The sequence below is a fragment of the Vibrio profundum genome (genome assembly GCF_050337555.1).
Classification (GTDB): domain Bacteria; phylum Pseudomonadota; class Gammaproteobacteria; order Enterobacterales; family Vibrionaceae; genus Vibrio; species Vibrio profundum.
Genome location: NZ_JAKJTA010000003.1, coordinates 170832 through 182734 on the forward strand (window position 1 = coordinate 170832; position 11903 = coordinate 182734).

At 44.5% G+C, this 11903-nt stretch carries 13 protein-coding genes; 3 read left to right on the forward strand and 10 right to left on the reverse strand.

All coding sequences use genetic code 11. The features are described 5' to 3' along the window. Positions 1-195 precede the first annotated feature (195 nt). A complete protein-coding gene (locus L4C34_RS00835; protein WP_428787444.1) occupies positions 196-1590 on the forward strand; it encodes an MFS transporter in 1395 nt (464 codons plus the stop codon). A 273-nt stretch (positions 1591-1863) separates the two neighbouring features. On the opposite strand, the gene bcp is transcribed toward L4C34_RS00835, so the two are convergent. Both bcp and L4C34_RS00845 read right to left on the reverse strand, forming a co-directional pair. Then, complete coding sequence (gene bcp / locus L4C34_RS00840; protein WP_428787445.1) at positions 1864-2334, reverse strand: thioredoxin-dependent thiol peroxidase; 471 nt, start codon at positions 2332-2334, stop codon at positions 1864-1866. 10 nt (positions 2335-2344) lie between these two features. Then, the gene (locus L4C34_RS00845; protein ID WP_428787446.1) at positions 2345-2887 is read right to left on the reverse strand and encodes a glycine cleavage system transcriptional repressor; all 543 of its coding nucleotides are present in this window, start codon (positions 2885-2887) and stop codon (positions 2345-2347) included. Positions 2888-3196: 309 nt separating this feature from the next. On the opposite strand from L4C34_RS00845, the gene dapA reads away from it, so the two are divergent. Beyond that, positions 3197-4075 carry a 4-hydroxy-tetrahydrodipicolinate synthase gene (dapA, locus tag L4C34_RS00850; protein WP_428787447.1) on the forward strand — a complete coding sequence of 293 codons (879 nt, stop codon included), beginning with the start codon at positions 3197-3199 and terminating at the stop codon, positions 4073-4075. Positions 4076-4123: 48 nt separating this feature from the next. Next, the gene (bamC, locus tag L4C34_RS00855; RefSeq protein ID WP_428787448.1) at positions 4124-5152 is read left to right on the forward strand and encodes an NlpB/DapX family lipoprotein; all 1029 of its coding nucleotides are present in this window, start codon (positions 4124-4126) and stop codon (positions 5150-5152) included. A 57-nt stretch (positions 5153-5209) separates the two neighbouring features. Here the strand turns inward: bamC and L4C34_RS00860 are convergent, their stop codons facing one another. The 8 genes from L4C34_RS00860 to nirD all read right to left on the reverse strand — a co-directional run bounded on the left by L4C34_RS00860 (position 5210) and on the right by nirD (position 11866). Further along, entirely contained in the window at positions 5210-5419 is a 210-nt protein-coding gene (locus L4C34_RS00860) for a DUF2897 family protein (protein ID WP_428787765.1), read from the reverse strand. Positions 5420-5504: 85 nt separating this feature from the next. Next, positions 5505-6176 carry a M15 family metallopeptidase gene (locus L4C34_RS00865; RefSeq protein ID WP_428787449.1) on the reverse strand — a complete coding sequence of 224 codons (672 nt, stop codon included), beginning with the start codon at positions 6174-6176 and terminating at the stop codon, positions 5505-5507. Then, positions 6176-7312, reverse strand: a complete 1137-nt coding sequence (gene dapE, locus L4C34_RS00870; RefSeq protein ID WP_428787450.1) for a succinyl-diaminopimelate desuccinylase — start codon at positions 7310-7312, stop codon at positions 6176-6178. The genes L4C34_RS00865 and dapE overlap by 1 nt, the downstream gene beginning before the upstream one ends. Positions 7313-7321: 9 nt before the next feature. Further along, positions 7322-7672, reverse strand: a complete 351-nt coding sequence (locus tag L4C34_RS00875) for an ArsC family reductase (RefSeq protein ID WP_428787451.1) — start codon at positions 7670-7672, stop codon at positions 7322-7324. A 126-nt stretch (positions 7673-7798) separates the two neighbouring features. Continuing rightward, a complete protein-coding gene (locus L4C34_RS00880; RefSeq protein ID WP_428787452.1) occupies positions 7799-8131 on the reverse strand; it encodes a DUF2956 domain-containing protein in 333 nt (110 codons plus the stop codon). Positions 8132-8191: 60 nt separating this feature from the next. Further along, on the reverse strand, positions 8192-9943 hold the full coding sequence (locus L4C34_RS00885; protein ID WP_428787453.1) for a bifunctional protein-serine/threonine kinase/phosphatase: 1752 nt from the start codon (positions 9941-9943) through the stop codon (positions 8192-8194). Positions 9944-10019: 76 nt separating this feature from the next. Next, positions 10020-11489 carry a NarK family nitrate/nitrite MFS transporter gene (locus tag L4C34_RS00890; RefSeq protein WP_428787454.1) on the reverse strand — a complete coding sequence of 490 codons (1470 nt, stop codon included), beginning with the start codon at positions 11487-11489 and terminating at the stop codon, positions 10020-10022. Positions 11490-11524: 35 nt separating this feature from the next. Next, positions 11525-11866: a nitrite reductase small subunit NirD gene (gene nirD / locus L4C34_RS00895; RefSeq protein WP_428787455.1), complete on the reverse strand. Its 342-nt coding sequence runs from the start codon at positions 11864-11866 to the stop codon at positions 11525-11527. Between the last annotated feature and the right edge of the window lie 37 nt (positions 11867-11903).

The following is an 11903-nucleotide window of genomic DNA, read 5'->3' on the forward strand; positions in this document are numbered from 1 at the left end:
TGCTTACTTTAATACTCACTAATGGGACTTTTAGTGAGTATGTTCGGGACTAATGTACGCCGTTTTAGTTACGTACTTTATAATATTTATTACAAAGGAATATCTCTTTACTCTAGTACGGCTGTAGTAGCCTAACTAGATGGCGAGTTTAATGAATCTAGCTAAAAACTGGTCTCATTTTCATTTAGAGGACATATGCAAAGTAGTGTAATATATAATAATAATAATAAAAATAAAATAGGCTATATAGTAGCTGTTTGTATGTTAATGGAGGTGATTGATACAACTGTATTAAATACATCTCTTCCACAAATGGCACTGTCATTTGGCGTAAGCCCTATTGATTTAAAAGTTGTGATTACAACGTACCTTCTTACATTAGGAATATTTATTCCAGTCAGTGGGTGGCTAGTTGACCGGGTAGGAGAGAAGTTAACTTTAGTCGGCGCAATACTATTATTTACCATTAGCTCTATAGGGTGTGGACTATCGGTAAACCTGGTAATGTTGGTTTTTTTTAGAATGTTGCAAGGTGTTGGGGGAGCATTTCTTATACCAGTGGCACGTTTAGTCCTGATAAGAGTATTTGAACAAAAGAATATGATTTCAGTGATGGCCAGAATATCGACAGTGACAATCATAGGTATGGCAGCTGGCCCCATTATTGGTGGAGCGATTACTACGTATGTTGGATGGAGGTGGATTTTTTTTATTAATATCCCTTTTGCGTTGTTTGGAGTTTTCCTAATTTCAGTCTATTTGCCAGAAATATCAGAAAGGGTTAAGGTACCATTTGATTTTTTTGGTTTTATTTTTTTGGGGGCCTCTGTAGGCTTAACGCTCTTTTTTCTTGATATTATTACTTATCCTTCTTTTAATTCCGTTGAAAAGACAACGACTATATTACTTGTTGTGTTTCTGATATCAATATATGTCGTTCGATATAGTAAATCTAAATCCCCTCTAGTAGATTTTTCTGTATTTAAAAATCGTACATTTAGGTTTACTGCCTTTGGTAGTTTGGCTGCTCGTTTTACCATTACAACCCAGCCATTTTTAATCCCATTAATGCTACAGTCAAGCTATGGGTATTCGGCTTTTCATGCTGGGTTACTTGTTATGCCTACAACGTTAGGAGCCCTTTGTAGTAGGGTGTTCGTTGAGCGTATAGTTAAATTTATGGGAAATAGAAATGCTTTGGTAATTAACACATTGCTTATATTTGCAATATATCTGAGCTATATAATTGACGTTTATTATCTTTCCGAGTTTATTTTGGTGGTTCAGCAGTTTTCTTTTGGTTTTTTTATCACTATTCAGTTTACCGCCATGAATGCACTAATTTATAGCGCAATGGAGAAAGATCAAGTAAGTAGGGGGACTAGTATATATAGTGCTATCGTTCAGCTGAGCTCTAGCTTTGGAATCGCTTTTTCTGCACTTGTCGTTACCATCGCGTTATACAATAGTAGTTTTTCAGGCACAATCCCATCGACTGTTTTTAAAGATGTCTATATTTTTCAGTCTATATTTCTTCTTGTATCTCTTTCACTTTTTTTTAAATTAAAGCCGACTCCTGCAGCTTTGTAAGGTAGGGGTAATTGCTAACCACATAATACCAGAAATGTGATTTTGATATTATGTGGTGGTCCGGTGTTCATTATGTTGTTGTTTCACTTCAGTGGCTACTTTTTCCGTCTTTGTGTCAAACGCTGCCTAAAATTGAGACTCCACGGCTAATCTTAATTTGGGGTGATGGTTTTTCACTTGAAAAACAAAGTGCGAACCCACTCTAGTGTCCCCCAAAAAAAACAAAAGCCTCATCGATATGAGGCTTTTGTTTTGCTGTATATAGAGCAGGGATTAATTCTCGTTTGAAAAGTAGTCGAGAATAACCTCGTGATGATTTTTGGTTTTAAACTTATTGAAGACATGCTCTACGAACCCTTCTTCATTAATGAGGAAACTGATTCTGTGCAAGCCATCATAGATTTTTCCCATAAATTTCTTTTCTCCCCAAACACCAAATTGTTCGGCGACTTGGTGATCTTCATCGGATAGTAGAGTGAAGTTCAGCTCATCTCGTTCGATGAACTTCGTGAGTCGCTTTACAGGATCAATACTCACGCCAAGCACAACAACATTCAGCGTATCGAGTTGCGTTTTGATATTGCGTAAACCTTGTGCTTGCACGGTGCAACCTGGTGTCATTGCTTTTGGGTAGAAATAAAACAGAATCTTCTTGCCTTTAAAATCACCCAAAGAAACGGTGTGACCGTTTTGGTCTAGAAGAGAGAAATTCGGCGCGGGAGTGCCTGCTGTAATGGTGTCCATGGAAGATCCTTTATTGCGTGTTATGAACAAAATTAAGTGTGCCAGTCACATTTAAGGTCTGGCAAAGCGCATCAAATTCTTGTTTGAGCTCAGTTAAGTTTTGTTGGGTATCGAGTTCTGCGGATATGGCGATGGTGAACCGGTCTTGATTCAGTTTTAGCTTGGCCCCGTCTTCTGTTTGCGCGCTTAATGAAGCTAAGCTAATGTTTCGATCTGCAAAGAACTGAGTAAATTGTTCGGTCAACCCTAATTTGTCATCTCCAGTCACGTGTAAATCTAAGTGGTACGGCTGATCGGGCAACTCACTTGGCGACGTTCGCTTCATCATGGTAATGATGTCTTGCTGTTGCCCCAATAGAGGGAGAGACGTTTCCACACGCGTGATGCCATTCGCGTTGCCTGTGATCCACATGCTGATTGTACACTCACTGCCAAAAAGAGCGATGCGGCTATCGATGATGTTGCACCCTGAGTTCGTCACTAATCTTACGATTTGATGACACATACCCGGACGCGCGGTGCCGATTGCAGTGATAACGGAATGTTGGCTCATATTTATATTTATAATTGGCTAGGTTGGCTGGTTAGCTTAGCATAGCTAAAGCAGAAGAAAATAACAGTTGAGATAAATCCAATTGGCACGCTGTACATCACTAAGTGCAGTTCTTCCGCGCTGTGGCTATGACCTCTCGTTGACACCGAGGACGATGATTTTTTTTATAAATAGAGACATTGTGGTGAAGCGGTGAACCAGTAATGCTTCCCCACGTTTTTATTCTGAGAGATTAACGATATTAATCGCTTGTATTTGACAATGGGCATACAGTACCATTCCAAAAGATTTGAAGTATTGGAGAAAGGCATGTTTTCAGGAAGTATAGTGGCACTCATTACACCGTTTCACCATGACGGTGAGGTAGATTTCATCAGCCTGAAGAAATTGGTAGATTTCCATGTCGATGCTGGAACAGATGCGATTGTTGCGGTAGGTACGACGGGAGAATCGTCGACACTGACTGTTGAAGAACATGTAAAGGTCGTTAAAAAGGTAGTCGAGTTCTCTGCTGGTCGAATTCCAGTGATTGCTGGCACTGGCGCCAACGCGACTCATGAATCCGTGACGTTCAGTCGTTTACTCAATAACTCTGGTATTTCTGGCTGCCTGAGCGTGACACCTTATTACAATAAGCCAACCCAAGAAGGCCTTTATCAACACTATAAAGCCATTGCTGAAGAAAGCGATGTCCCTCAAATCCTCTATAACGTGCCAGGTCGCACAGCTGTCGACCTATTACCTGAAACGGTTGCCCGTTTAGCGAAAATCGATAACATCGTGGCTTTGAAAGATGCAACAGGTGATCTGAGCCGAGTCGATATTCACCGTGAACTTTGTGGTGACGATTTCATCTTGCTAAGCGGCGATGACTCGACTGGCTTGGACTTTGTGAAGCGTGGTGGTAAAGGTGTTATTTCTGTGACGAACAACATTGCGGCAGCAGATATGGCGACAATGATGCGTTTGGCGCTAGAAGGTAAATTTGCGGAAGCGGAGATTATTAATCAACGCTTGATGGTGCTGCATAAAGACCTGTTTGTAGAGTCAAGCCCGATTCCAGTCAAATGGGCAGCCCACAAAATGGGATTGATTGATAATGGTGATTTACGATTACCTCTGACTGAGTTGGCAGAGCAAAACCAATCTACCGTCTTGAAAGCATTATCGGATGCTGGCCTTAATTAATATCTTGCCGTTGCTCAGCCAGCAGCGGCTTTCCCTTTAGGAGTTTCGATGAAATTTACTCGTCAGCTAGTGATCGGCTCACTGGCTGTTCTATTTTTAGGGGGTTGTACTGACAGCCCCGCCCAGCGCCGTGAAGCACGCGGGAATTTTGACTATCTGACGACGCCTGCGTTGAAAAAATGGCAAGAGCCAGCGGATGCTAAAACCACGACTTACACTAAGTATCAGATACCTCAAGGACAATTTCCAGGGGAGCTCGGTAAAGGGGTGGATATTCGACCACCACAGCAAGTATTAGACTTTATACCGACGGCTCAAGTTGAGCGAAAAAATGGTGATGCCATCTTATGGTTCTACAACCAAGATGAAATGAATAAAGTTTGGCAGATGGTTGGAACTGTACTGAAAGAAAAGCAGGTTGCCTCTACTGATCAAGCCGACTCAGATATCCGTACTGATTGGGTTTCGTTTAAATCGAAAGATGAACCTTCGGTAGTCAGTGCTAGATATGACATTCATAAACAGCAATCCGCTGACCGTTTTGGTATTCAGTTTTCGCTTATTGAATGGCGCGTAGGTAATGAACAGAGCAAGGTTCCACCACTCGATAAAGCGCGTTATACCGCGAAAATGACTAACTTAGTTACGCTGCATTATGATGAAGTAAAACGAGCGGAAGAAGAGAAGAAAGCGAGAGAGCTGGTTAAACAGATCCCGATCTCTATGGGGACAGATCGCAGTGGCCTCCCCGTGATTATTGCACGCGTTCCGTATGGATTAGTTTGGCCCCAATTGCCAAGTACACTCGCTGAGATGGGCTTTACGGTCGAAGACCGTAATCAATCTCAAGGGACTATCAAAGTGAAATATGAGTCTCCGGACAGCGATTACTGGAAGCAGTTGGGCGAAGCGCCAATTGATCTAAAAGAAGGGAAGTATATTTTCTTATTTGGTGATTTGGTTAACCGAACTTCGATTAACTTGACGACTTCAGCAGGAAAACCTGTTGATGAGGCTGTGCTAAAAGCGATGGTGCCGATGTTTAAAGAGGCAAGCAAAAAGCACCGCGAGAAATAACGTAGTTAATGGGTATTTCGTATCCAGTCAACTAAGACAAGTAAACCAAGATAGCGCTTAGCTATCTTGGTTTTTTTCTGCCATGGGTTTTTGCTCGGCTTGATGATTGTGCTTATCCAGCGCGTTTAGTTTATCAAGGTCGCGCTGCGTTTTATCGGTGTAATCAAACTTCATCTTAGCCGAGTATTTGAGCGCGGCGATATTACCAGCGACCACACTGACCACGACGATACAAATTACCCAAGGGTTAAACAACCATTCAATAATATTCATTGTGTCTCTGCCTATATTTTGTGTCTTATAACTATTTTCTGTCTTATAGCTATATTGTGTTTTATAGCGATATCGCGTGTTACCGATTAACGTTGATAACGTATTGGCGGTATATCTGTTCTATTTGATTCAGTATGACGCTTTTTCCTTGTAAATCACTATCGGCCAACTGCTGCTCTAGCGTAGACACTGATAGTGCCTGCATGCATTCAGTCGAGGACTCATGGTGGCTAATGTGCCACGGTTCACAAGCAACGCCCCCTCTATCTTCATTATAGGGGAAATAGAATCCATATTGCTGAGCATGTTGGCTAAGCCACTGATAAAATTCAGCCTGATGGCCGGAGTAGTATTCCCAAGGCTCTAGAAGTAACGAGGTGCCTTTTGGAAGTAAGCTTGGATCAAAGACATCGAAATCTGTCCCCCAGTGATGGCGACTGGCACCAGGCAGCGCCGACCATTTAAGGATTGCTTTAACGCGTTCTTGGTCTGGTTGGCTTTTTTCGATCAGTTTTTTATTCTCATCATAGATGGGCACATCGCCGGACATTTTACGATTCCAAATGGCTAATTGCCGATCAAAGCTGCGAAAACCACTGGCGATGCGGCAGGAGAGCCCAGCGTGAGCAGCTGCATGAATTAGTGCCTGCAAGTCCGAGATAACAGCAGGATGAACATCGAACGTTGCGTCATCAAGTTGAAATTGCGTTAAGTGGCTCTTGGTTTTTCCTGTCAGCTGCTCTGGAGTCATTATTTGCCCAATAAATTGACTAATGTTTGCTCGTACATATCGGTGAGTTTTTCAAGCTCTACGATAGAAACACACTCGTTTACCTTGTGAATTGTGGCATTTACGGGGCCGAGCTCCACCACTTGTGCGCCCATTTGTGCGATGAAACGTCCATCGGATGTGCCGCCAGTGGTAAGTAACTCAGGGGCTTTATGGTTGATTTCATCGACAGCCTTGACCACAGAGCTTAGTAAGCTGCCCGAGTCGGTTAAAAACGGTTGGCCGCTCAGTGTCCAATCTAGGTCGTAATCTAACGCGTGAGCATCTAGCATCGAATGTACTCGACGTTTGATTTCTTGGTCGGTGATTTCCGTACTAAATCTAAAGTTGAATTGGACTGTAAATTCGCCAGGGATCACATTCGATGCACCTGTACCGGAGTGTAAGTTCGGGATTTGGAAACTTGTCGCCGGGAAAAATTCGTTGCCATTATCCCAATGGGTGGTTGCAAGTTCTGCGAGAGCCGGCAGCGCTTGATGAATCGGGTTGTTGGCTAAGTGTGGATAGGCCACATGTCCTTGTACACCTTTGATGGTCAGGTCACCTGTGATTGAGCCTCTTCGGCCATTTTTAATCACGTCTCCGACATAATATGTACTAGACGGTTCTCCCACGATACACATATCAATCAGTTCATTGCGCTCAGTTAATGCGTCAACGACCCGAGTGGTGCCGTTAATAAATGGACCTTCTTCGTCGGAAGTAATCAAAAAAGCGATGGATCCATGATGATCGGGGTGCTGAGCGATAAAGCGCTCAACGGCGACGATCATACAGGCGAGTGAACCTTTCATGTCAGCCGCACCGCGTCCATGCAAATAGTCGTCAATGATGGTCGCTTCAAATGGCGGGGTATGCCATTGCTCTAGATTTCCTGCCGGTACGACGTCAGTATGACCTGCAAAGGCAAAAAGTGGCGCAGTTTGTCCGCGGCGCGCCCAGAAATTAGTAGTATCTTCGAAGACCATTACTTCGATTTCAAAACCAAGGCTTTCCAAGCGCTTGATCATCACGTCCTGACAGCCAGCATCTTCAGGTGTCACTGACTGCCTATTGATCAGGTCTTTGGCCAGTGCAAGGGTTGGGGTATCAGTCACGAGAGCTCCTTATGATGTAAAAATGTTGGCGTATTGCTCAGGCTTAAAGCCAATATGCAGCTGGTTATTGACTGAGATAATCGGTCTTTTCACCATCGCTGGCATCTCAATAAGTAGAGTAATAGCAGACTGCTCATTCAGTGATTGCTTTTGTTCGTAGCTAAGCTGGCGGTATGTGGTGCCACGCTTATTGACAACGCTCTCCCAGCCTAATTCTTGACAGAAGCGACGTACGAGTTGCTCGTCGATACCTTGTTTACGGTAGTCATGGAACTGATAACTGATGCCTTGGGAATCTAGCCATTTCTTCGCTTTTTTGATGGTATCGCAGTTAGGGATACCAAACATGGTCACACTCATTTTTATCCTTACATCACATGATCTTTCGTTCAAATCCTAACAGGAAGGTCGTTAGGACACAAAGGGTGACTGGCATCTGTATACCGAGCTTAATTATCTGGGGAAAGCCGCTGGCGTGGTTAAGCTCTATCTTGACCAAATCAAGTAGGCAGCAAACATCCCCCAGCTCACAATAAGAAGTAGCCAAGGTAATTTAGCTACTGAAGATACTTGCTCAGGCGCGATATCGAGGTCTTCTACAACAGGCTCGCTCAGTTTAGCTTTCTGAACTTTCTTTTTGGCTTTACTGGTTTGGCGGTTTTTTTCTTTTTGTTGCTTTTTGTATATGGCGATGCCTTTCTCAATGCCTTGTGCGACCAGTCGTGTTTGTTCTTTGGTTTGCCCAGGTTTCTGTGTGGCTTTGGCGATTTTCATGGATTCTTGTTGTGTTTGCTCTGAAGGAACAATTTTCTTTTTCATCTGAATTGGCAATGAGTTGAGGAATGAGAGGTGAGAATAACATGTTCTCTATTAGGCAGGTTAATTCGCGAGAATAAACAGCAATTCAAGGAGGGCAATCAATAACATAAGTGCCGACACGCCTCGCCAAAATGCGATTGGTTGGCGCTTGAGCAATGGCTGTTGAGATAACTCCTTTTGTAATGCCACATTGGGTGTATAGAGATCCGTCATAAAGTCGCCGAGTGCTTGGTAGCGTTGAATGGGAGAAGGTTGGCAGGCTTTTTCGAAGGTGAGGTCGAGCCACTTTGGAAGGTCGTGGCGAAAGCTGACTAGCGGGCGGTATTGCCATTTTTTGTGTCTGGCTTGCAGAATAGACTGAGAAGTAAAGGCGGAATAAGGCAGTTCACCGGTGAGCATCTCAAATCCGATACACGCGATCGAGAATAAATCTGATCGGCTATCGGATGAGCCATCACGTATGCTTTCTGGGGCGGTGTAATTAACGGATCCGACGGGTAATTCATGTTTAGGCTGTAAGCTTGTTTCTGCTAGCGACTCAACTTTGGTGGCGCCGAAGTCGATGAGTTTTACGTGGCCAGTAGGCGTAATCATGATGTTTTCGGGTTTGAGATCGCGATGTACCATACCAGCACGCTGGAACACACGGGTTGCGCTGATTACCTCAGCAAGTATGTTTCGTGCAATGGATAACTCGGGCGTTGGGTGGTCGTGCATCCATTGGCGTAAGGTGATGCCCTCAATGTATTCGCAGAGTAAATAAGAAAACTGTGAGCTTGCGACATATGGGAAAACTTGCATGGCATGTGGGCTATGTATTTGTTGCCCAACCCAATATTCGTTTAAAAACCCATCCCTTAAGGTGCTCTCTTCAGACATGGAGGGTGAGATCGCTTTAATGACATATTTTTCCTGAGACGGTTCATGAACCACCTGATAGACATGACTCCTTGAGCTAGCGTACAAGATCTTGCCGACTTCAAATTGGTCGATACGCTGGCCAACTTTCAATATCGGAAGCAGAGGTTTCTGTTCGGTTTCTTGGTGCTGCTCGATGGTAGAGTTTGGGGGGAGGTGAGTTATGTCGATAATCAGGCAGCTAACATTGTCTGGACTACCGTTGCCTATTGCGTGTTTGCAGATAGCTTGGCTAAGTTGCTCTTTATCTCGCTCCATGTCGCCACATTGCTGCGCCAGCCATGCTTTGGTAAGCCAATCATGGACACCATCAGTCGTAAATATAAATCGATCACCAGCTTTAAGTGCGATCGCTTGGTAATCTATTTCTACCCTGTGATCCATGCCTAAAGCACGAGTTAAAAACGTGTGGTGACCTGAACTACCTCGGCGGTGATCTCGGGTGAGTTGCTGTAAGGTATTCTCGCGCAGCCGATAAATACGAGTATCGCCAGCATGAAATAGGTAGGCTAGGTTGGATTTGAAAACCATCGCACTTAAGGTAGTCACGAAACTGTTATGGCTGAGAGCTTGCTGTTCCCCTTGTTGAAACAGCCAGCGGTTGAGAGCGTCGAGTACCTTGCCAGCCGAGCGCTTGACGCCCCAAGATTCTGGGGTAGCGTAATAATCAAGCGCCATTTGGGTGACTGCGGTATGGCTGGCTTGCTGCCCATGTTCACTGCAACTCGCTCCATCCGCCATACAGGCTACGATCCCTTTCAACGACAGCTCTGAGGTGTTTTCTGGGCTTCTTACCATCAGTGCATCTTGATTGGTGTCACGCGCACCTTGATTTGAATACCCGCCATAATCTACTGTGAGTTGATTGAGATTAAGCGTAAAGAGCGTATTCATAGGCGTATGCTCCAATCAATGAATGTAGGTTGCTATTGAGATCTAGAAAACTATCATACCTGTAGCACCGAGTGAGTTAACGTGACACATCAATCAGTGTGACGCTGCCATCTTCGTTGACTTCGGCAATTTTCCCTTTCGGCTCTTCCATGATGAGTAGAACTAATAATCCGAACACGGCTGTCCCTGCAATCACATAAAAGAAAGTCTGGTAGTCGACAAATGACAGTACCGTTAAGTAGACGACGGCTCCGACATTACCGTAGGCCCCTGTCATGCCAGCGATTTGGCCAGTTAATCTGCGCTTGATCAGCGGTACAGTCGCAAACACTGCCCCTTCTCCGGCTTGGACAAAGAATGAACATGCCATGGTGACCGTGAGTGCGAACCAAAGTGACCATTGGTGAGTGATGTGTCCCATCAAGAAGTAGCCTACGGCCAGTCCTGCGGTAAGAATGAGTAAAGTAGGCTTTCGGCCAAATCGGTCGGAGATCCATCCGCCTCCGGGACGAGACATCAGGTTCATGAAGGCATATCCTGAGGCGACCATCCCAGCCATCACGGGAGATAGTGAGAAGGTATCGGCAAAAAATAATGGCAGCATAGAGATCACGGCTAGCTCGGAACCAAATGTGGCAAAATAGAGTAGATTTAACACGGCGACTTGCTTAAATTTGTAGCGGTGAATTTCTTCAACAGACTGATGAAAAACAGGTTTGTTGAGTTTCCAAAGCTGGCGCGCTTCGTAAATATAGAGAATGAAGAGTGCTAAATAAATCCCATTGACATAAACCTCAGCCAGCATATTAACCCCGGCAGGAGAAAGTTTCCAAGCCAGCAATGCCAAAGCGGCGTACATAGGAATTTTCATGATCAGAAGCAATAAGAAATCGCCTCGGCTGGTGACTTCAATTCCAGCTAATTGCTTAGGTTTGAAATAGGTCGCACCTTTAGGGGTATCGGATATATTTTTGTAGAAAATAATAGAAAAAATAACACATAGCACGCCAGTAACACCCACCGCGTAGCGCCAGCCATTCTCACCGCCAAATACCAAAGCAAGACTAGGTAACAGGAAAGCCGCGGCAGCTGAACCAAAATTGCCCCAACCGCCATAGATACCTTCGGCTGTGCCTAATTCGTTGTGAGGGAACCATTCAGAAACTAACCTAATTCCGATCACGAATCCTGCGCCGATAAAGCCGAGAAGAAAGCGTGCGACAGCCGCTTGTACGAAGCTGTCGGCCAGCGCAAACATAAAACACGGAATAGAGCACAGCACAAGCAAGGCACTGTACACCAGTTTGGGCCCGTATTTGTCTGTCAGCATGCCTATCAATACGCGAGCAGGAATTGTCAGCGCCACATTAAGAATTAATAGGGTGTTTATTTGCTGTTTGGTGAGCCCCAAGCTGGTTTGAATCATGGTTAGCAGAGGAACAAAGTTGAACCAGACCAGAAAGGTGATGAAGAAAGCCATCCAGCTCAAATGCAGCACTTTCATTTTGCCGTGAAACGACAAAAGTGAAAACGATTGATTTTCCATGATTAAAGTCCTTTTAAGGGAAATGCAGTCAGGCTTTAGAGCGACGCGGGCTCGACAGCAACTTGTACGCTGCCTTGGTATTCTCTGATCTCGTAGGTTTCCACTTGTACGGAAGGTTCTTCAAGGCAGCTGCCATTAACGAGGTGGTAATGATGCTTGTACAGCGGAGAGGCAATATAAGGTGCGCCATCAATGGAGCCCATGATACCGCGTGATAAGACGCTGGCTTTGCCAATCGGGTCGTAATTGGATAAGGCGTACAATTGTTCAGTACGGCTACAGTAAAAAATGGCAATTTGCTCATCGCGAACTTTCGCGCAAACGCCTGTTTGTGGCGTTAATTCTTTGATATGACATATGGTTAGCCAGTCTTTCATGATGTTTATCCTTATTCGGGCGTGCAGCTCCGCAGCT

What these genes read in the sequence shown, in the direction of transcription:
- dapA (WP_428787447.1), top strand. Translation starts at nt 3,197, where the DNA reads ATGTTTTCAGGAAGTATAGTGGCACTCATTACACCGTTTCACCATGAC.
- bamC (WP_428787448.1), top strand. Translation starts at nt 4,124, where the DNA reads ATGAAATTTACTCGTCAGCTAGTGATCGGCTCACTGGCTGTTCTATTT.
- nirD (WP_428787455.1), bottom strand. Translation starts at nt 11,866, where the DNA reads ATGAAAGACTGGCTAACCATATGTCATATCAAAGAATTAACGCCACAA.
- L4C34_RS00875 (WP_428787451.1), bottom strand. Translation starts at nt 7,672, where the DNA reads ATGAGTGTGACCATGTTTGGTATCCCTAACTGCGATACCATCAAAAAA.
- L4C34_RS00845 (WP_428787446.1), bottom strand. Translation starts at nt 2,887, where the DNA reads ATGAGCCAACATTCCGTTATCACTGCAATCGGCACCGCGCGTCCGGGT.
- L4C34_RS00885 (WP_428787453.1), bottom strand. Translation starts at nt 9,943, where the DNA reads ATGAATACGCTCTTTACGCTTAATCTCAATCAACTCACAGTAGATTAT.
- L4C34_RS00890 (WP_428787454.1), bottom strand. Translation starts at nt 11,489, where the DNA reads ATGGAAAATCAATCGTTTTCACTTTTGTCGTTTCACGGCAAAATGAAA.
- L4C34_RS00865 (WP_428787449.1), bottom strand. Translation starts at nt 6,176, where the DNA reads ATGACTCCAGAGCAGCTGACAGGAAAAACCAAGAGCCACTTAACGCAA.
- L4C34_RS00880 (WP_428787452.1), bottom strand. Translation starts at nt 8,131, where the DNA reads ATGAAAAAGAAAATTGTTCCTTCAGAGCAAACACAACAAGAATCCATG.
- bcp (WP_428787445.1), bottom strand. Translation starts at nt 2,334, where the DNA reads ATGGACACCATTACAGCAGGCACTCCCGCGCCGAATTTCTCTCTTCTA.
- L4C34_RS00835 (WP_428787444.1), top strand. Translation starts at nt 196, where the DNA reads ATGCAAAGTAGTGTAATATATAATAATAATAATAAAAATAAAATAGGC.